The sequence below is a fragment of the Flavobacterium sp. XS2P24 genome, assembly GCF_030010285.1.
Classification (GTDB): domain Bacteria; phylum Bacteroidota; class Bacteroidia; order Flavobacteriales; family Flavobacteriaceae; genus Flavobacterium; species Flavobacterium algoritolerans.
Genome location: NZ_JASCRU010000002.1, coordinates 170,879 through 190,899, shown reverse-complemented (window position 1 = coordinate 190,899; position 20,021 = coordinate 170,879). Strand labels below are relative to the sequence as shown.

General features: G+C 33.4%; 21 protein-coding genes. 5 read left to right on the top strand and 16 right to left on the bottom strand.

What is annotated here, in order from left to right:
• The 6 genes from mraY to mraZ all read right to left on the bottom strand — a co-directional run bounded on the left by mraY (position 1) and on the right by mraZ (position 6,497).
• On the bottom strand, positions 1–1,230 hold the full coding sequence (gene mraY, locus QLS31_RS02695) for a phospho-N-acetylmuramoyl-pentapeptide-transferase (protein WP_282742395.1): 1,230 nt from the start codon (positions 1,228–1,230) through the stop codon (positions 1–3).
• Positions 1,231–1,323: 93 nt separating this feature from the next.
• Positions 1,324–2,787 (bottom strand): UDP-N-acetylmuramoyl-L-alanyl-D-glutamate--2,6-diaminopimelate ligase, encoded by a 1,464-nt coding sequence (locus tag QLS31_RS02690; protein WP_099714441.1) that lies wholly within the window; start codon positions 2,785–2,787, stop codon positions 1,324–1,326.
• Positions 2,784–4,790 carry a penicillin-binding protein gene (locus QLS31_RS02685; RefSeq protein WP_282742393.1) on the bottom strand — a complete coding sequence of 669 codons (2,007 nt, stop codon included), beginning with the start codon at positions 4,788–4,790 and terminating at the stop codon, positions 2,784–2,786. Before QLS31_RS02685 ends, QLS31_RS02690 begins: the two co-directional genes overlap by 4 nt.
• Positions 4,781–5,128 (bottom strand): FtsL-like putative cell division protein, encoded by a 348-nt coding sequence (locus QLS31_RS02680; RefSeq protein WP_099714439.1) that lies wholly within the window; start codon positions 5,126–5,128, stop codon positions 4,781–4,783. The genes QLS31_RS02685 and QLS31_RS02680 overlap by 10 nt, the downstream gene beginning before the upstream one ends.
• A 12-nt stretch (positions 5,129–5,140) precedes the next feature.
• Positions 5,141–6,049 (bottom strand): 16S rRNA (cytosine(1402)-N(4))-methyltransferase RsmH, encoded by a 909-nt coding sequence (gene rsmH, locus QLS31_RS02675; protein ID WP_199074766.1) that lies wholly within the window; start codon positions 6,047–6,049, stop codon positions 5,141–5,143.
• Positions 6,024–6,497 carry a division/cell wall cluster transcriptional repressor MraZ gene (mraZ, locus tag QLS31_RS02670; protein ID WP_114754268.1) on the bottom strand — a complete coding sequence of 158 codons (474 nt, stop codon included), beginning with the start codon at positions 6,495–6,497 and terminating at the stop codon, positions 6,024–6,026. Before mraZ ends, rsmH begins: the two co-directional genes overlap by 26 nt.
• Before the next feature lie 381 nt (positions 6,498–6,878).
• On the opposite strand from mraZ, the gene QLS31_RS02665 reads away from it, so the two are divergent.
• Positions 6,879–7,652 carry an alpha/beta hydrolase gene (locus QLS31_RS02665; protein WP_099714437.1) on the top strand — a complete coding sequence of 258 codons (774 nt, stop codon included), beginning with the start codon at positions 6,879–6,881 and terminating at the stop codon, positions 7,650–7,652.
• Positions 7,653–7,685: 33 nt separating this feature from the next.
• Entirely contained in the window at positions 7,686–8,306 is a 621-nt protein-coding gene (gene yihA, locus QLS31_RS02660; RefSeq protein ID WP_113634788.1) for a ribosome biogenesis GTP-binding protein YihA/YsxC, read from the top strand.
• Between the two features lie 79 nt (positions 8,307–8,385).
• Here the strand turns inward: yihA and gldC are convergent, their stop codons facing one another.
• Positions 8,386–8,721: a gliding motility protein GldC gene (gene gldC / locus QLS31_RS02655; RefSeq protein ID WP_091165314.1), complete on the bottom strand. Its 336-nt coding sequence runs from the start codon at positions 8,719–8,721 to the stop codon at positions 8,386–8,388.
• The gene (gldB, locus tag QLS31_RS02650; RefSeq protein ID WP_282742389.1) at positions 8,721–9,677 is read right to left on the bottom strand and encodes a gliding motility lipoprotein GldB; all 957 of its coding nucleotides are present in this window, start codon (positions 9,675–9,677) and stop codon (positions 8,721–8,723) included. The genes gldC and gldB overlap by 1 nt, the downstream gene beginning before the upstream one ends.
• A gap of 100 nt (positions 9,678–9,777) precedes the next feature.
• Between gldB and nadE the strand changes: the two genes are divergently transcribed.
• Together nadE and QLS31_RS02640 are read left to right on the top strand one after the other, a co-directional pair.
• A complete protein-coding gene (gene nadE / locus QLS31_RS02645) occupies positions 9,778–10,578 on the top strand; it encodes an NAD(+) synthase (RefSeq protein WP_282710716.1) in 801 nt (266 codons plus the stop codon).
• A 95-nt stretch (positions 10,579–10,673) separates the two neighbouring features.
• Positions 10,674–11,303: a response regulator transcription factor gene (locus tag QLS31_RS02640; protein ID WP_282710717.1), complete on the top strand. Its 630-nt coding sequence runs from the start codon at positions 10,674–10,676 to the stop codon at positions 11,301–11,303.
• 118 nt (positions 11,304–11,421) lie between these two features.
• Here QLS31_RS02640 and dnaG read toward each other — a convergent pair whose 3' ends face one another.
• The 6 genes from dnaG to rlmN all read right to left on the bottom strand — a co-directional run bounded on the left by dnaG (position 11,422) and on the right by rlmN (position 18,140).
• On the bottom strand, positions 11,422–13,404 hold the full coding sequence (gene dnaG / locus QLS31_RS02635) for a DNA primase (protein WP_282742387.1): 1,983 nt from the start codon (positions 13,402–13,404) through the stop codon (positions 11,422–11,424).
• Between the two features lie 133 nt (positions 13,405–13,537).
• Positions 13,538–14,593, bottom strand: coding sequence for a hypothetical protein (locus QLS31_RS02630; RefSeq protein WP_282742385.1), 1,056 nt, complete (start codon positions 14,591–14,593; stop codon positions 13,538–13,540).
• A 32-nt stretch (positions 14,594–14,625) separates the two neighbouring features.
• Positions 14,626–15,345 carry a hypothetical protein gene (locus QLS31_RS02625; RefSeq protein WP_282742384.1) on the bottom strand — a complete coding sequence of 240 codons (720 nt, stop codon included), beginning with the start codon at positions 15,343–15,345 and terminating at the stop codon, positions 14,626–14,628.
• Positions 15,332–15,892 (bottom strand): RNA polymerase sigma factor, encoded by a 561-nt coding sequence (locus QLS31_RS02620; protein WP_282714821.1) that lies wholly within the window; start codon positions 15,890–15,892, stop codon positions 15,332–15,334. The genes QLS31_RS02625 and QLS31_RS02620 overlap by 14 nt, the downstream gene beginning before the upstream one ends.
• A 147-nt stretch (positions 15,893–16,039) precedes the next feature.
• Positions 16,040–17,017, bottom strand: coding sequence for a polyprenyl synthetase family protein (locus QLS31_RS02615; RefSeq protein WP_099714428.1), 978 nt, complete (start codon positions 17,015–17,017; stop codon positions 16,040–16,042).
• 79 nt (positions 17,018–17,096) lie between these two features.
• The gene (gene rlmN, locus QLS31_RS02610; protein WP_282742382.1) at positions 17,097–18,140 is read right to left on the bottom strand and encodes a 23S rRNA (adenine(2503)-C(2))-methyltransferase RlmN; all 1,044 of its coding nucleotides are present in this window, start codon (positions 18,138–18,140) and stop codon (positions 17,097–17,099) included.
• An 81-nt stretch (positions 18,141–18,221) separates the two neighbouring features.
• Between rlmN and QLS31_RS02605 the strand changes: the two genes are divergently transcribed.
• Positions 18,222–18,863 carry an O-methyltransferase gene (locus QLS31_RS02605; RefSeq protein WP_282742380.1) on the top strand — a complete coding sequence of 214 codons (642 nt, stop codon included), beginning with the start codon at positions 18,222–18,224 and terminating at the stop codon, positions 18,861–18,863.
• A 146-nt stretch (positions 18,864–19,009) separates the two neighbouring features.
• Here QLS31_RS02605 and QLS31_RS02600 read toward each other — a convergent pair whose 3' ends face one another.
• Together QLS31_RS02600 and QLS31_RS02595 are read right to left on the bottom strand one after the other, a co-directional pair.
• On the bottom strand, positions 19,010–19,573 hold the full coding sequence (locus tag QLS31_RS02600; protein ID WP_282742378.1) for a phosphatase PAP2 family protein: 564 nt from the start codon (positions 19,571–19,573) through the stop codon (positions 19,010–19,012).
• Positions 19,573–19,974, bottom strand: a complete 402-nt coding sequence (locus tag QLS31_RS02595) for a twin-arginine translocase TatA/TatE family subunit (RefSeq protein ID WP_282710731.1) — start codon at positions 19,972–19,974, stop codon at positions 19,573–19,575. Before QLS31_RS02595 ends, QLS31_RS02600 begins: the two co-directional genes overlap by 1 nt.
• Positions 19,975–20,021: the final 47 nt, after the last annotated feature.

The window sequence follows — 20,021 nt, the reverse complement described above, 5'->3', positions numbered from 1 at the left end:
CTATCTTAATTTTAAGGTAACAATTGACAGTATGGCGAGCATTATGGCAACAATCCAAAAACGCGTTACTATTTTACTTTCATGATACCCTTTCTTCTGATAATGATGATGCAAAGGAGACATTAGAAATATTCTTCGGCCTTCGCCAAAGCGTTTCTTGGTATACTTAAAATAACTTACTTGTAAAACCACCGATAGATTTTCGACAAGGAAAATTCCGCACAATAAAGGAATCAACATTTCTTTTCGAACGGCAATTGCCAGAACTGCAATAATTCCACCAATAGTCAAACTTCCTGTGTCTCCCATAAAGACGGATGCCGGATAAGAATTATACCAAAGAAATCCAATCAATGACCCCACAAATGCGGCTATAAAAACCGTCATTTCCCCTGAATTAGGGATATACATTATATTCAAGTAATTGGAGAAAATTATATTTCCTGAAACGAACGTAAATATTCCTAACGCCAGAACTGAAACAGCAGAAGTTCCTGCGGCAAGTCCATCAATTCCATCCGTTAAATTAGCACCGTTAGAAACTGCCGTTATAATAAAAATAACAACTGGAATAAAAATTAACCAAGCCCATTTTTCGTATCCTTCGCCAGTCCATGCTAATAATTCAGCATAATCAAATTCATTATTTTTAAAGAACGGAATTGTAGTAGCCGTAGATTTTTCTTCTACTGGCGCAGGCAAAATCACCGTTTGTGATGGCACTTTAAAAATATCCGATGTAGAAGTATCTGTACGAACCGTAACACCAGGACTAAAATAAAGAACCGTACCTACTATTAAACCAAGACCTACTTGTCCTACAACTTTGAATATTCCTTTTAAACCTTCTTTATCTTTCTTAAAAATTTTGATATAATCATCTATAAAACCAATTGTCCCCATCCAAAGTGTGGTTACAATCAACAAAACAATGTATATATTATGCAGTTTTGCAAAAAGTACAACTGGAACCAGAGTAGCAAATATGATAATTAAACCACCCATTGTTGGTGTTCCCGCTTTTTCATTTTGACCAGCCAGACCAAGTTCACGAACGGTTTCTCCCACTTGCTGCCTTTGCAGAAAACGGATGATTCTTTTACCATAAATTGTAGACAATAGCAAAGAAAGCATCAATGCTAACGCTGATCTAAAAGTGATGTACTGAAAAACACCTGTTCCAGGAACATCTAATATTTTGTCTAAATATTCAAATAAATAGTATAGCATATATCTTTGTTTATTTGGTTAATCGTTGATTTGTTTATTTGCTGATTTGATTACTATTAGATTAAACAGTTAACCAAATCAACGATTAAACTTTTATTTTCCTAGTTGATCTAATATTTCTTTAACTATTTTCATATCGTCAAAATCATGACGGATACCATTTATTTCCTGATACGTTTCATGCCCTTTCCCGGCAATTAAAATAATATCATTGGGCTGAGCCAATTGGCAAGCCGTTTTTATAGCTTGTTTTCTATCAGTTATGGTCAACATTTTTTTATAATTCTGAGGAGCAACGCCTAATTCCATTTCTGCAATAATTGCTTCCGGGTCTTCATTTCTTGGATTATCCGAAGTAAAAATTGCTTTATCACTTAAATCCGACGCAATGCCAGCCATAATTGGTCGCTTGGTTTTATCTCTATTTCCTCCACAACCTACAACCGTAATCAATTGTTCGTTTTTTGTACGAATGTCATTAATCGTTTTTAGTACATTTTCTAATGCATCCGGTGTATGTGCATAATCTACAATCGCTGTAATATTTGAAGCAGAAACAATAAATTGAAAACGCCCCGAAACACTTTCTAAATCAGATAATAATCGAAGTACTTCTAAACTTTCCATTCCTAGCTCTATCGCAGTCCCATAAATAGCCAATAAATTATAGGCATTAAATGTTCCTATCAGTTTTACCCAAACTTCATTTCCGTTTATTTTCAACAACAAACCTGATAATTGATTTTCCAGGATTTGCGCTTTATAATCCGCATACGATTTTAAGGCATAAGTCAGTTTTTTTGCCACAGTATTCTGCAACATCACCTGTCCATTTTTATCATCAATATTGGACAATGCAAAAGCTGTTTTAGGCAAATTATCAAAAAACGATTTTTTCACATCTCTGTATTCTGCAAACGTCGGATGGTAATCCAAATGATCGTGAGACAAATTGGTAAAAATACCGCCAACAAAATGCAACGCTTCGGTTCTTTTTTGATGAATTCCATGAGAACTCACTTCCATAAAACAGTATTCGACACCGTTTTCAACCATCTCCTTTAGGTAATGATTTATCGTAATCGAATCAGGAGTGGTGTGAGTCGCTTTATATTCAACATCATCAACCAAAATTTTTACTGTCGAAAGTAATCCAACTTTAAAACCTGCTTTCTTAAACAATTGGTACAACAAAGAAGCAATGGTCGTTTTACCGTTTGTTCCCGTGATTCCAACCAATTTCAAGTTTTGAGAAGGATCTCCAAAATAATTTGCAGCCATAAATGCCAAGGCCGAATTCGTATCTTTTACCTGAACATAAGTAATTCCTTTTGCAATATTCTCCGGAAACGTATCGCATATAACCGCTACAGCACCTTGCTCAATTGCTTTTTCTATAAAATCGTGACCATCAGAAATGGAGCCACGAATAGCCACAAAAATATCATTAGACCCGATTTTTCTAGAATCGAAATCCATTTTATTAATAGTAATATCCGTCGAACCTTTTACAGCTTCGATAGCTACTTTATACAATATATCTTTTAATATACTCATGACAATTCCAATAGTATAGTTGTATTTTTTACAATATTCTGACCCGCAGCAAGCGATTGTTTTTTCACTTTACCAACTCCAATAGCTCTTACTTTTACTCCTAAATTCTCTAATAAAGAGACCGCATCCATTCCAGACATTCCTTTCACATTTGGAATTAATTGCAATTTCTTTTCTGATTTTACAAAGTAAGAATCATAATTATTCTCTTGTTTTGCAATCTTTCTATTTAGGTTTTTAATCTCATTTGTTGAAGGCGCATCGGTGAAAATCTTTTGAGCAATTCTCTTGAAAACTGGTCCGGCAACATCAGCTCCATAATAATTATTCATCGATGTATTTGGCGCATGAACTACAACAATGCAAGAATATTTAGGATGTTCAGCAGGAAAAAAACCTACGAAAGATGAAATATAATGTTTGTCATTTCCGCCATTTTTCCCATAATTGGCTTGCGCTGTTCCTGTTTTTCCTGCCATAGAAAAATCTTTAGAATATAGCTTTGCTCCTGTTCCTCTTTTTACCACATTTGATAAAAGCGCTTTTAATTTTTTGATAGTTGCATCTGAACAAATCTTCGGATTGATAATTTGTTTATCGTATTTCTTGATGGTTTTATTCCATTCTTTAATTTCTGAAACGAATTGTGGTTTTACCATTTCTCCGTTATTTGCTACAGCATTATACAAAGTCAAAGTTTGCAAAGGTGTCATTGCAACACTATATCCAAAAGCCATCCATGGTAAAATATTAGGATTCCAATTTTTATCTGATGTTTGGTGAACAATCGGTTTTCCTTCACCTTGAAATGGTAATCCAAGAGGTTTGTTTAAACCCATTTTATTTATTCTATCGATAAATTGCTGTGGATTATTTTTATAATTTTCTACAACAGCTTGAACTAAAATAGTATTGGAAGAAACTTCAAAGCCTTTTCCAAGCGATATTTTTCCATATCCGCCTTCATGCGAATCACGAACTTTATCACCTCTGTAAGTTATAACACCACCACGACTATCGTAAACCTTAGATGTATCGACTTTATTATCATCCAAAAGCGCAATCATATCAACCAATTTGAAGGTAGAACCTGGTTCATGAGATTCTGCAACAGCATAATTTATAGTTTCATAATAATTACCTGATTTCTCGTCTCTTCCCAAATTAGAAATCGCTTTAACCTGACCTGTTTTGGTTTCCATAACCACCACACAACCGTGTTCAGCACCATATTCTTCCAATTGTTTCAACAAGGCATGATGCGCAATATCTTGAATGTAAACATCAATAGTAGAAATTACATCGTATCCATCTTGCGGATCAACTTCGTTTACATCACGAATGGGTTTCCATTGCCCTTTTGCAATTTTTTGTTTTAAAATTTTACCGTCTTTTCCGTTTAGATATTTTCCAAAAGCACCTTCTATTCCTACTCTTTTTAATTGACCACTTTCGTCAATTCTATCGTAACCAATAGTTCTTTCAGCGATTTTACCAATTGGGTGTTCTCTTACGGTTTCTTGTTCAATTATAATTCCGCCCTTGTAAGCACCCAAATTGAACAACGGAAAACTTTTTATTTTAGAATATTGGGTATAACTTAATTTACGAGCAACTAAATAATATCTGTTTTTATTAGCCCTGGCTTTTCTTAATTCATTTTCAAAAAAATTAGATGGTTTTCCTAAAACCGATGCCAATGAATCTGACAATGACTTAACATTTTTTTCAAATGCTTCAGCTTTTGGAGCCACGGCATCAAATCGTATTTCGTAATTCGGAATAGAAGTAGCTAAAAGGCTTCCGTCTGCAGAATATATATTTCCTTTATTTGCTGGAATCACAAAATTCTTAACGGTTCTTTCCTTGGCTAATTTTCTATAATAATCGCCTTCGACCCATTGAATATTTGTCAATTTTACAGCAATAGCAATAGCCATCAATAAGATAGCGAATGCAACCAGATAAATTCTGTACGATATGTATTTATCTTCTACTGCCATATTTTTTTGAAAAAGCTTTTTTCTTCTTCTTTTTTAACCTTTATTTTTATTGGAGGAACTGTTGACGGAAAAATTTCTTTTGCTATCATTTTTTCAGAAACAGTTGATTCCATTTTTAATTTCATTAATTCTGAGCGTCTGTCCACAAATTCTGAACGCAACTCTTTAACCTGATTTGTCAACTCTGCAATCCTAAATACTTTCTGCTCAAATCGCTGTGTATTAGCAATCATAACAATCGCCAATAGAATTACAAAAACAATAAACCGCCAGTTTTTTACCGCATCATCATTTATAAGAAACCGCGCTTTCAATAGGCTGTAAACTCCGTTTTTCATTTTTATGACTAATTAAATCTTCTCAGCAATTCTTAATTTGGCACTTCTTGCTCTATTGTTCTCTTTTATTTCAGCATTATCCGGAACAATTAATTTTCCAACCGTTTTAAATGGCACTGAAAAATTACCAAAAAAGTCACGTTCAGGTTCTCCTTCAAACATTCCGTTTTTCATAAATCTTTTCACCAATCGATCTTCTAATGAATGATATGAAATCACGCTCAATCTTCCGCCTGGATTCAATATTTCTAAAGATTGTTCCAAAAACTCTTTCAAAACATCCATTTCCTGATTCACTTCAATTCGAATCGCCTGATAAATTTGAGCCAATATTTTATTCCTAACTCTTTCCGGTAAATATCTCGCCAAGACCTCTTTTAATTCATCAGTCGTCTTGATTGGCTGTTCTTCTCTGGCTTCTATAATTGTTCTGGACAAAGCAGGTGCATTTTTCAATTCTCCATAATCCAAGAACACCCTTCTCAAATTCGCATCGTCATATTCATTGACAACTCGATAGGCATTCAAATCATTTTTTTGACTCATTCTCATATCCAACCCCGCATCAAAGCGAGTAGAAAAACCTCTTTCAGGAACGTCAAACTGATGGGAGGAAACCCCTAAATCTGCTAAGATTCCATCAACACTTTTCACCCCATAAAAACGCAAAAACCGTTTTATAAAACGGAAATTCTCATTAATCAGCGTAAATCTTTCATCAGGCAAAGCATTCGCCAAAGCATCTTCATCCTGATCGAAAGCAAACAGCTTTCCGTTTGGCCCGAGTCTTTTCAATATTTCTTTCGAATGTCCTCCACCACCAAAAGTGACATCAACATAAATGCCGTCTGGCTTAATATTTAAACCATCTACTGATGCATGAAGCAAAACCGGATTATGATATTCCATTGTCGTCGTCATTTATATTTCCCATTACTTCTTCTGCCAAATCTGCAAAATCAACATCCTCACCATTTATTGATTTTTCGTATAAATCTTTATCCCAAATCTCAACAATATTCACTGCTGATGAGAACACAACCTCTTTAGCAATACTCGCAAACACCACTAAATCCTTTGGCACTAATAACCTACCTAAAGCATCTATCTCAACCACTTTAACTCCGGCAGTAAACCTGCGGATAAAGTCATTGTTTTTCTTCACGAACCGATTCAGTTTATTGATTTTTTGCATCATCAAATCCCATTCGCTCATAGGATACAACTCCAAACAGGGTTGAAACACGGAACGCTTCAAAACAAAGCCGTTTTGAAGTGAAGCAGCCAATTGCTTTTTCAAAGGCGCTGGCAACAGCAACCTTCCTTTAGCATCGACTTTACATTCATATGTTCCAATAATTGTATCCAATCAAAAAGTTTTAAATGATGTTGAGCAAAAATATAAAAAATATTACCACAATTTACCACTATATCCCACTTTGTTAATAAGTTTAACCACTTTGAAACAAAAACCCTTAATTTTTGGACAGTCAGAACGTTAGCTCTCTTTTGTTTTATTTGTAAGAAAGGTAATGTTATTAAAAAAAGGAGGTGAAATACAATGAAATTTCAATTTAAAATGGTAATAACAAGTTTAAAATAATTAAAATTTGAAGCTCAAATACACAAAAAAGAGAAGCCTGTTTTTATAACAACACGCATAATTTTACAATTAAAAATTGTTGTAAAAATTCTTTTTTATTTATTAAATCCTATATTTGTCAAAATTGAAAATCCGCATTCAAAAAAAATGGAAAAACACTATAAAAAAGAAGGTAGATATAGCTATTACGAAGCTGGCGAAGGAACTCCAATTGTCATCTTACACGGGCTTATGGGTGGACTTAGCAACTTTGATGCTGTTGCAAGTTACTTTTCTACAAAAGGATATAAAATAATCATTCCAGATTTACCTATATACACTCAAAACATTTTAAAAACGAATGTAAAAAGTTTTGCGAAATATGTTAAAGATTTTATCACATTCAAGGGGCTGGACAGAGTAATTCTGTTAGGAAATTCATTAGGCGGCCATATTGCTTTATACCACACTAAAATGTATCCCGAAAAAGTAGCCGGACTTGTAATTACCGGAAGTTCTGGTCTTTATGAAAGCGCTATGGGTGATAGTTATCCTAAAAGAGGCGATTATGAATACATCAAGAAAAAAGCTGAAGATGTATTTTATGATCCAAAAGTAGCCACTAAAGAACTTATTGATGAAGTTTACGAATCCGTAAATGACAGAATAAAATTGATAAAAACATTGACAATTGCCAAAAGCGCCATTCGTCATAATATGGCAAAAGATTTGCCGAAAATGCATGTTCAAACCTGTATAATTTGGGGAAAAAACGACAAAGTTACGCCTCCGGATGTTGCAGAAGAATTCAATAAATTATTACCTAATTCTACCTTATACTGGATTGATAAATGTGGTCACGCCGCTATGATGGAGCATCCTGATGAATTTAATCGTTTATTAGAAGACTGGTTAACACACACGCATTTATCAGTACACTAATCCTAAAAAAGGAGAATTTTACACCTAGAAAAAATGAAAATTAATACTGCCGAATTTGTTATCAGCAACTCCGATGTATCCAAATGTCCAAAAGACTTTTTGCCGGAATACGCTTTTATTGGCCGATCAAATGTTGGGAAGTCCTCTTTGATAAACATGCTAACGAATCATAAAAAGCTAGCTAAAACATCAGGAAGACCAGGAAAAACACAATTAATTAATCATTTTTTGATTAACAACAATTGGTTTCTTGTAGATTTACCAGGTTACGGTTATGCTAAAGTTTCTAAAAAAACGAAATCAATTTTTCAGGAATTTATTACTGACTACTTCGAAACAAGAGAACAATTAGTTTGTGCATTTGTTCTGATTGACATTCGTCATGAAGCGCAAACCATAGATATTGAATTCATGTCCTACATGGGCGAAAGTGAAATTCCTTTTTGTATTGTTTTCACCAAAGCTGACAAAATCAGTAAAGTAAAAATTGACTCTCATATTGCGGCTTACAAAAAGAAAATGTTCGCTAACAATTGGGCCGAAATGCCTCATTACTTTGTTACTTCCGCAACAGAATCTACTGGAAAAGAAGAATTATTAAGTTATATTGACGAGGTAAACCAAGAGGTTTTCAAAAACAATAGTCAGTTTTAAAAACTATATTTAGAATATAAAAAATCCCAAAACTAAAGTTTAGTTTTGGGATTTTATTTTTTTTAGCAAGCCAGTTATTCTATTTTGTCAACTCCAATTTCTCGGCAAAATAATCACAGAAATCTTTCATGGTGTCTGCCATTTTCTCGTCATCAGTAGCACGTTTAAATGTTTCAGACATTGCCACTAAAGTCTGGTGGAAGAAAATTTTCATTTCATCAACAGGCATATCTTTAGTCCACAAATCAATTCGCATACTTTCTTTTGCCTTGCTGTCCCAAATAGACAACATAATCGCTTTAGCCTCCTCTTGTTCAACTCCACCGTCTTTGGCAGACCACATTAATTTTTCCGGAACACGGTTTTCATCTAATTCAATTAGAAACTTAATTTCTGATGTATTTTTATTCGACATTACTTTTTTGGTTTGTATTTTGATTTAACAAATATTTCTTTTGCATTGGTTTTTAATAAATCTACCAAAGGCACATCATTATTTTTCATATATGAGCGTACCATTTGCCATCCTATCCAGGCACCAACCTGCCCTGGTGATTCATTATCAATTTCTAAATAAAATTTAGAAAATGGCGCCGAATTTATAAACCGGGAAATTAATTTTTGGTCATTATTATAAAGCATTTCTTTTTCAATAAAATAACGCCACATGTAACTTTCATTTTCTTGACACCATGTTATCTGTTCTGGAGTATATCCCATTTTTTCAGCATCGGTATAATCCGGCAAAAGTAAGTCTTTTAAATACAATTGCTTCCCAGAATAAATCATTTGGCTTAACAAATCTTTATCTAAAACCGGTGGAATTTTACCTGCTGAAAAACTCGAAACTACATCTGGAGCGATTTGTCTTTCCTCAAAATTTTGTTTTAAATAATTTGGAAACTGATAAAACTTATGATTCTTTCCTAAATACAATTCAAGTGAAATCACCACCAAGCTATCCGCATAAATAGCCTTATTTTTATAATCCATTTCAGAGATTATAGTGATCACTTTTGGCGTTTTTGTCTTAGGAAAATAGTATTTGATATGTTTAAAAAGTGTTTCTAACTCTAATTTTACGGGCTCAAAATCACCATATTTTTTTTGAACTTCTGTATACAATTCTCTCCATAAGGGATCTTGCATTTTAATCAACCAAACACTATTATCATTTCCTGGAGGAAAAAAAAACGGAAACTGTTTTTTTACTTTTTCTAAATCCTGTGGTGGAGTTTCAAAAAATATTTTATCAAAGCGCTCCACTTTTACTTCCAAAGGAATTGCTGTAACAGCACTTTCTACTTTGTTTTTCTTGTCACAGGATAAAATAAAGAGACAAAAGACTACAAGAAACAGATATTTTTTCATATATATTAATTAAATTTGTTTCCAAAGAATCTAAGGAAACGAATGCGCAACAAATTGATTTTGCAAATATACATTCCTGATTTTTAAAACGTAAACTATTATGACTAAAAAAAGCACATTACAAGTTGAAAAAGTGAATACCCACATTGTAAATTGGTTAAAAACATATGCTGAAAATGCAAAAGTAAATGGTTTTGTAATTGGAGTTTCCGGAGGAGTAGACTCGGCAGTTACCTCAACATTATGTGCACAAACAGGATTAAAAGTTTTATGTGTTGAAATGCCCATTCATCAAGCGCAAAGTCATGTAACTCGTGGACGGGAGCATATTGAACAATTAAAAAAAAGATTTCCTAATGTATCCAGTATTGAAGCTGATTTGACCTCAGTTTTTGAAACTTTCAAGACAGCAGTTCCAGATGTTTCAGATACAGCTAGACTTCATTTATCTCTTGCCAATACTCGAGCACGATTAAGAATGACAACGCTGTATTACTTTGCAGGGATTCATTGTTTATTAGTCGCAGGAACTGGAAATAAAGTAGAAGATTTTGGAGTGGGTTTCTATACAAAATATGGTGATGGCGGAGTTGATTTGAGTCCTATTGCTGATTTAATGAAGTCTGAAGTCTTTCTTTTAGGAAGTTATTTGAAAGTTCCGGACTCAATTTTAAATGCATCACCTACTGATGGATTATTTGGCGATGAGAGAACTGATGAAGATCAATTAGGTGCCAGTTATGACGAATTGGAATGGGCAATGACCCAAGACGATGCTAAACAATCTTTAGATGCTTTTTCAGGAAGAGAAAAGATTGTTTTCGAAATTTATAAACGATTAAATACAATCAATCAACATAAAATGACAGCAATTCCTGTTTGTTTTATCCCAAAAGTATAAAGAAGTCACATTTTATATTGATTTACAATTAATTACAGAATTTATTTATTAATTTTACATTTCCAATTACAAATAATTCTAAAAATTTAAAAATCATGATCAAAGTATGTATAGCCGATAATTATCCCGTTGTGCATTTTGGAGTAAAATCTTACTTTAAAGATAATGCAGACATATCAATAGTTGCCAATGTTGGTAATTTCTTGATGGTACGGGATATACTTTTAACTAAAGAGATTGATGTCTTAGTTTTAGATTTGGAGCTGGAAGGTCTTTCCAGTATTTTTGAGGTCAAAGCAATCTTAAAAAATTTTCCAAAAACTAAAATTATCATCTTCAGTGGTCTTTCAGAACAAATTTATGCTCCAAATGCTATTAAAGCAGGTGTTTCAGGATTCATTCACAAAAAAGAAAAACTAGAAACTTTAGGAATTTCAATTATCAAAGTCCACCAAGGAAAGATAATTATAAATGAAACCGTAAAGAAAAATCTAGCACTAATTGCAAAACAAAGTAAGAGCGAACGCTTATATCGTAAGCTTTCTAATCGTGAAGTAGAAGTTTTACGCTATCTAAGTGATGGGAAGAAAAACCATGAGATAGCTGATATTCTGAAACTAAATGAAAAAACAATTAGTACGTACAAATTACGATTACTTACAAAACTAAATGTTACTAATTTAGTAGACTTGGTAAACAAAGCAAAAACTTTAGAGATAGTTTAGTACCACGACATAACTCTCCCTATTTTTTTTGAAAAAGAATGGATTAGTATATTACAATCCATAACCATTGACAAAGGCTCTGTATTATCTGAATTAGCTTCGGATGATAGAGAGCTTTTTAATGATATCTCACTACTACCCTACCTGTTTTATAAGAGAACTTTGTTTTAAGTTTAATATAATCCATTATATCAGCTATTACCTCACTATTATCTATTTCAGATTCTTTTGAAACTGAGTTTTTAGCATTTTCTATAAATTGACTAATCAAATACCATCTTAACGTAAATAAATTATCTGTTACATTTTGATTCAATTGCTCTAATTTAGTTTTTGGAAAAATATTTTGTCCTTCCCAATTATGCAATACATATTTCTCATTATTCATCACTATATCAGTAATTATTTGAGCAAATTCCGGTTTCAAATGCATTAGATATCTCTCTAAATTAAAATTATCATTTTGCAAATAAACACTTATTACATCATTATATATTTCTTTAAACAAACCAGTAGCAAATTCTATTTCATCCTCCTGTAGACTTAAATATATTTCTTCATAAACCTTTCTTTCTTTCTTTACAACTACTTCACCAACTTCGCCTTCAGGATTAGTTCCAATCAATACACCTTCAAATTTTTCAGAAATATTTCCGTACGATAAAAGTATGTTTATAATTTCACATTCTACAATACCCAAAGTATCTACTTTCTCTGTACTAATAGGATTTTCATTTTTCACAACTTCAAAAGCTTTTTGCTCCTGTTTTTGTTGTTGTTTTTTTCCAACTTCAACCACATCTTTTTGAACTAATTGTGCTAGGGTACTTACAAGGACTTGCTCTGAAATATCCATGATTCGAGAACATTCCTGAATATAAATTTCGCGTTGAATTCTATCCGGAATTTTCGAAATACTGACTACCATATCTCGAATCAAATCTGCTTTTTTTATGGGATCATTCTTGGCTTCATTCATCAACAATGAGGCTTTGAACTGAATGAAATCTTTAGCATTATTTTCGAGATATAATACTAAATCATCATAAGACGTTTTCTTAGCAAAACTATCCGGGTCTTCTCCGTCAGGAAATGTACATACTTTTACATTCATTCCTTCTTCAAGAATCAAATCGATTCCTCTAATGGAAGCGCGCAAACCGGCCGCATCTCCATCAAAAAGAACGGTAATATTCTTTGTCAATCTGTTGACTAATCGAATTTGATCTGGCGTCAAAGCTGTCCCTGAGGAAGCAACAACATTTTCAATTCCAGATTGATTAAACTGAATTACATCCGTATATCCTTCAACTAAATAACAGTTGTTCAATTTTGCAATGGATTGTTTGGCTTGAAAAATACCATACAACACTTTACTTTTATGGTAAATTTCACTTTCGGGTGAATTCAGGTATTTTGCAGCCTTTTTATCATTGGTAAGAATCCTTCCTCCAAAACCGAGTACTCTTCCTGACATACTTTGTATTGGAAACATCACACGGCTTTTGAACCTATCGAAAGGCCTGTCATCTCTAGGAATTGTGAGTCCTGTACTTTCCAGAAATTCTAATTTGTATCCTTTGCCTAATGCTTCCTTGGTAAAAGCATCCCAAGCTTCCGGGGAATAACCTAATCCAAATTTCTTAATGGTTTCATTGGTAAAACCGCGTTCTTTGAAATAAGAATAACCAATTGCTTTCCCTTCTTCAGAATTTAAAAGTGTGTTGTGGAAATAGGTTTTTGCAAATTCCGAAACCAAATACATACTTTCTCTAACATCAGTATTGGCCTTCTCTTCATCCGTTTGCTCGGTTTCTTCAATTTCAATATTGTATTTTTTGGCTAAATATCTAATAGCTTCCGGATACGTAAATTTTTCGTGTTCCATTAAAAAAGCCACAGAGTTCCCACCTTTTCCAGAACTAAAATCTTTCCAAATCCCTTTGGCAGGAGAAACCATGAACGATGGTGAACGCTCTTCAGAAAACGGACTTAAGCCTTTGAAGTTACTTCCTGCACGTTTTAATAGTACAAAATCACCAATTACCTCCTCAACGCGAGCAGTTTCGAAAACAGTATCTATGGTAGCTTTTGAAATCAAGTTAGATATAAAATTTAATAATTGAAAAGTGTGTAAAAATACACAAATCAAAGTTCATAATTCAATATCTAAAACAAAAAAAGCACTTCTTTCAAAGTGCTTCTTCAAAGTATAAAACTAACTAAAACAATTTCTAATTAAAATCAAAACGCAGTCCTAAAGAAACATTGTTTTGTTTCACTGTATTGTCTTTGAATAAAGGATTCAAGTCATATTTCAAGTACAAACTCGTTTCTTTATATCCAATGTATGTACTCAAACCATAGATAAAATTACTGGTATTAAAATCTCCTTTAGTTATTTCTCTAGATTTATAGGAATCACTATCATAATTAATGTATTGCTTCGATTTTAGATTTACACCTACAAATCCTCCTACTCCAAAACGGAAACTGTCGTGCGTTTTATAATAGGTTTTCCCATCTCTATCTTTTGTTTTTGTAAAATCAAATTCAAGATGCGCTGGAAACACCAAATTGACATTCTTGAAACGAGAATCTTCTTGCTGCAAAGCATTTACCTCTAAATTTGTCTGATTTCCATTTACTACAAAATTTCTATTATCAGTGGTTCGCAAATTATTATACATTACCGATAAACCATATTTGGCATGCAGCAAATTACTTTTTTCTAAAATTCTAGTATTATAAGTTACACCCAATTCATAAAAATGCGACCCTAAATACCTAAAATCAGATTTTTCTACTGAACAATTTGTTACAACATTATTCAACCCGGCCGCAAAAACAAATTGTGAAGTTGTTCTCCTTTCTGATTTAAATTTTTCTATAGTATCATTTTTACTTTTTTTATGGTTAAGATAGATTTTAAGAGACCTTCTTCTATCGATTTTTAATGTATCCACTGTTCTAATTTTACCATCCACTTTTTCCTGAACCAAGTTTTTCAATGCTTCTTGTTCAACAGCCACTCTTGATTCGATATTGATTGCTCTGGCCTCAGCCAATAATTTCTTTTTACTCTCCGCTTCTTCTCTTGTAATCGTACCGTTGATCAATTGATTATTAACCGCCTCGACTTCTATTTTCAACGCAGCTTTTTCTTCTTTTGTAATGGTTTCAATTTTTGAAGCAATGGTTTTTGCTCGTTTTTCAAATGTTTCCTGCCCAAGCATTTTACTTGCAAAAAAACATAACAGTACTACTAAGTAAATGGTGAAATTTCTCATGGTGATTTGATTTTAAAGGTAATTGATGATTTCTATTCTAAGTTACGATTGGCCAAGGCAACTTTTACGGTTTGGTAATTCTTGCTTACTTTATTGATTACTTTTTCTCGAAAGGAAAGTTCTAATTCGCTATCAACCTGCGAAAGTAAATTACTTGCATTTACATGCACAACCGGTTTTTGATTCAATTGATTTTCCTTTTTCGAAGTATTTCCAACAACTGCTAACAGTTCATCAATTGAAACATTGCTAGTTTGTGATTTGATTGATTTTTGTTCTGTTTTTTGATTACTGATTGAAACTTCTGCTACTTGATTTTGATTTGAATTATTGTTAACGATTATCGATTTTTCTTTTAAAATTGGAGTTTTGTTAGTTCCCGAAGTTGATTTTTGGACAACATTAGCAACTAAACCTTTTTCATCTTCTGTTTTTAGTTTTATACTATTATCAGGAACGACAGTAGTTTTTGTAGTAACTGAATTTTGAATAACAACTTCATTTTTCTGATTTTCAATTGTATTTCCTTTTTGACTGAAATAAACCGTTCCTATCAATACAAACCCGACAAAACTTGCAGCTATAAACATCCAAGGGAATTTAGCTTTTGGTTTTTGCTTCGCCTGTTCGCTATTGCTCGAGTCAGCTACCGTGAGCATTGCATCCAGTTTACTCCATGCCATTTCTGATGGTTTGATTTCCCGAGATTTTAATTGCTCTTTGAACTGTTTTTCTAACTTATTTAGTTCCATAACTATAATTTTTTAAGGTATTAATCTGTCCTTGCAGCATTTTTCTGGCATGTGACAATTGCGACTTTGATGTTCCTTCATTAATCCCTAACATATTTGCAATTTCTTGATGCTTATACCCCTCGATAGCATATAAATTGAAAACCATTTTATAACCATCCGGCAAACTGTCTATTAAAAACTGAATATCGTCTATTGAAAATTGGCTTTCAATGTTGTTGAAACTTTCTTCAAAATAGGTTTCATCTTCACTATATTTTAGCTTTTTTTCAACTCGGATAAAAGAAATACATTCATTGACCATGATTCTTCTAATCCAACCTTCGAAACTTCCTTTGTGCTGAAAATTCTTCAGATTCGTAAACACTTTCATAAAAGCAGTAATCATGATATCTTCGGCCTGATGAATGTCTTTTATGTATTGGCGGCAAACACTTAACATTTTTGGAGAAAACTGGGTATAAATTTTCTGTTGTGCATGCCGATTATTCTCGACAGCTAACTCGATTAATTCATTTTCCTCCTGATGTAAGTTGATTACTTTCAAAATCTTTATAAAGTGTTTCTTTAAGTATAGACGATTGACAATGCAAAAAGGTTGCATCTTAAATAGAAAATTTTTTGATTCTAAAAATTAAAACCAAAAAAGTCAATAAAATCAATAGTTAACGAGATAAAATGATTTTAAAAAAAATTATTTTTTTCTTTCAATCACATAATTCACCATCAAAATCAGCGCGTCTTTAAACTCAGAATCCGAATAATTATCTAAAAGCAAAAGGGCTTCTTGCTGGAATTCTACCATTTTTTGTTCTGCATAAAGCAATCCATTATTGTTTTTTACAAAAGCAATAACTTCTTTGACGCGTTTTTTATCTTTATTATGGTTTTTAATGGAATTGATAAGCCATGTTTTCTCTTTTGAAGTACAGGTATTCAAAACATGAATAAGAGGTAAAGTCATTTTTTGTTCTTTGATGTCAATTCCGGTTGGTTTACCAATAGCATCTTCGGTGTAATCAAATAAATCATCTTTTATCTGAAAAGCCATCCCGATAAGTTCTCCAAATTTTCGCATGTTTTCTACCTGAACTTCATCTTCAATAACGGATCTTGCACCAAGAGCGCAACAGGCAGCAATAAGTGTCGCTGTCTTTTTTCGGATGATTTCATAGTAAATATCTTCTGTGATATCGAGTCTTCGGGCTTTTTCAATTTGAAGTAATTCGCCTTCACTCATTTCGCGAACAGCGACAGAAATAATTCGAAGCAAATCGAAATCGCCATTATCAATAGAAAGCAACAATCCTTTGGACAATAAATAATCACCCACTAGTACCGCAATTTTATTTTTCCAAAGTGCATTAAGCGAGAAAAAACCTCTTCTGCGATTACTGTCATCCACTACATCATCATGAACTAATGTGGCAGTATGAATCAGTTCGATAACACAAGCACCACGATACGTTCGTTCGTTTACAATTCCTGCCGAAACCATTTTAGCAGTCAGAAAAACAAACATAGGACGCATTTGTTTTCCTTTTCTGTTGACGATGTAATACGTGATTCTATTTAACAAAGCCACTTTTGAGGTCATCGATTCATAGAACTTTTTTTCAAAAAGTTCCATTTCATTGAAAATGGGCTGTTTTATTTGTGAAGTAATATTCATTAGAATTCAAAGATACAATTTTAGCCTAGAATCTTACAAATGCTTGCATTCTTTTGAATATTTTTCGAAAAGAAAACTCTTAAGCTTCTTTATTTGCCAATTGTCCACAAGCTGCATCAATATCTTTTCCACGACTTCTTCGCACTTTTACCACAATTCCGCTAGCTTCAAGCGCTTTTATGTATGCATTAATTGATTCTTCAGAAGCTTGTTGAAATTCCCCATCATCGATAGGATTGTATTCAATAAGATTTACTTTGCAAGGAACATATTTACAAAACTTCACCAAGGCATCTATGGAAGCTTTATTGTCATTGATATCTTTCCAAACAACATACTCGTAGGAGATTTTACTTTTGGTTTTTCGGTACCAATATTCTAATGATTCACGTAAATCCGCTAAAGGAAAATTAGCACTAAACGGCATAATTCTGGAACGAATTTCGTCGATTGCCGAGTGTAGTGAAACGGCTAATTTGAATTTCACTTCGTCATCAGCGAGTTTTTTTATCATTTTAGGAACTCCCGAAGTCGAAACCATAATACGTTTAGGTGACATTCCTAAACCTTCCGGAGACGTAATCATTTCGATTGCTTTCAAAACATTGTTGTAATTCATAAGCGGTTCTCCCATTCCCATGAAAACAATATTCGACAACGGATGATTGTAATACAAACGGCTTTCTTTATCAATTGCAATTACCTGATCATAAATTTCCGCCGGTTCCAGATTTCGCATTCTTTTTAATCGCGCTGTAGCGCAAAAGTTGCAATCTAAACTACAACCCACTTGACTGGAAACACAAGCTGTAGTTCTTGTATTAGTAGGTATCAAAACCGATTCTACCACCAAACCATCATGCAAACGAACGGCGTTTTTCACGGTTCCGTCTTCACTGCGCTGCATTGTATCCACTTTGATGTGGTTGATAACAAAATGCGTCTCCAACATAGTGCGTGTTCCCTTAGAAACATTGGTCATATCCTCAAAGCTATGTGCGCCTTTGCTCCACAACCATTCGTAAACTTGATTGCCACGAAAGGCTTTGTCTCCATTTGCTACGAAAAAATCTCGCAATTGTTCTTTTGATAAGGATCGTATGTCTTTTTTCTCGATTTCCATGGTGCAAATTTAATGACAATTTGTTGATTTGTTGATTTGATAATTTGATAACTTTGCTTCCAATTGAAAAAAATTCAAAAAATGCATTTCATTTCCCAAGATTTAGAAGATTATATCGAGCAACATTCTCAAAAAGAGTCTGCTTTACTGGCGGCGTTGAATAAAGAAACGTACCAAAAAATTCTGTTGCCACGAATGTTGAGCGGTCATTTTCAAGGTCGGGTTTTGAGTATGTTGTCTAAATTGATTCGGCCGGTGAATATTCTGGAAATTGGCACTTACACAGGTTATTCGGCGTTGTGTTTGTGCGAAGGCATGCAGGTAACCGGACAATTGCACACGATAGACATCAAAGAAGAATTAGTTGATTTTCAACGAAAACATTTTGACAAATCGCCTTGGGGGAAACAAATTGTACAACATTTAGGCGAGGCAGTTGACATTATTCCAGCGCTTGACTTGAAATTTGATTTGGTTTTTATCGATGCTGATAAAGAAAATTACCTCAACTATTTTGAATTGATTCTTCCAAAAATGAATACAGGCGGAATTATCTTATCAGACAATGTGTTATGGAGCGGGAAAGTTCTGGAACCGTTGCACCCAAATGATTTGAGTACAAAAGTATTACTGGAATACAATCAGTTATTAGCAACTGATCCCAGAGTAGAAACGGTTTTGTTGCCTATTCGTGATGGATTGACAGTAAGCAGAGTTCTTTAGTTTCGATATTTCTATTGAAAACAAATGCCCTAGCCCTGATAGAAGCGGCATCCTTTTTCTTGTTATTCTGACTTAAGGAAGAATAACAAAAAAAGATACAGCGTAGAGCAGGAAATAGCTCCAGCTTATTTCGTTTCTCGTAATAACTATTGTGGAAAATACTTTTGTTGTGCCATTTTGTATCCTTTGAACATCAAAAATCCAAAAGTAAAACCGAATAAGTAGCCCGTAAGAATATCTAACGGATAATGCAATCCCAAGTAGATTCTACTGTATGCAAAGATGAGTGGCCACAAGAACAGGAAGCCGAAAAATTTGATTTTGTCTTTAAAATTAAAGAACAAAAATGTAGCAACTGCCATTGAATTTGCAGCGTGACCTGAGAAAAAACTAAATGAATTTCTGACTTGAACGATGCGTATAAAGGAATTAATTTCAGGATTATTACAAGGACGCAATCGTTGAAATCCGTTCTTGAATACGTTTGTTGCTTGATCTGTAAATGTGACTAAAGACGCTACAAAAAGCAATAAATATAAGGTTTGCTTAGCGCCAAGTTTTTTATAAAGGACGTACAAAAGGAGTAAAAAAAGAGGAATCCAGTTGCTTTGTTTCGTAATAAATAACCAAATTCCATCAAAGGTTTCCGACCCTAATCCATTCAAAAAAACGAACAATTTTGTATCTAAAGACAGTAATTTATCCAACATTACATCTGACGTTTTATAGGTCCTGTAACATCTTCTATAGCTTCTTTAGTTGTTTCGATTTGAGTGGTTGTTTCGCCCAGTAAATTGTCTTTGGCTTTATTAATTTCTGAGGTGATATTTCCGGTTATATCGCTAATTTGAGACGTATCTCCCAACAAATCATCCTTAGCTTTATTGATATGCGATGTAATATTTCCTCTTAAATCGGTTAATGTTTGTGTATCAAATCCATTAGCCTCAGCTCCTTTTTGAATTTCACTTTTTATGTCATTTGTAGCATGTTTTAATTGTGCCATTGCCTTACCCATGGTGCGGGCTATTTCCGGTACTTTATCTGATCCAAAAAGCATCAGTACTATAAACATGATAAAAATTAATTCGCCTCCTCCTATGCCAAACATATTTTTTATTTTTTATTGCTACAAATATACCTAATTTTGAATCTTTG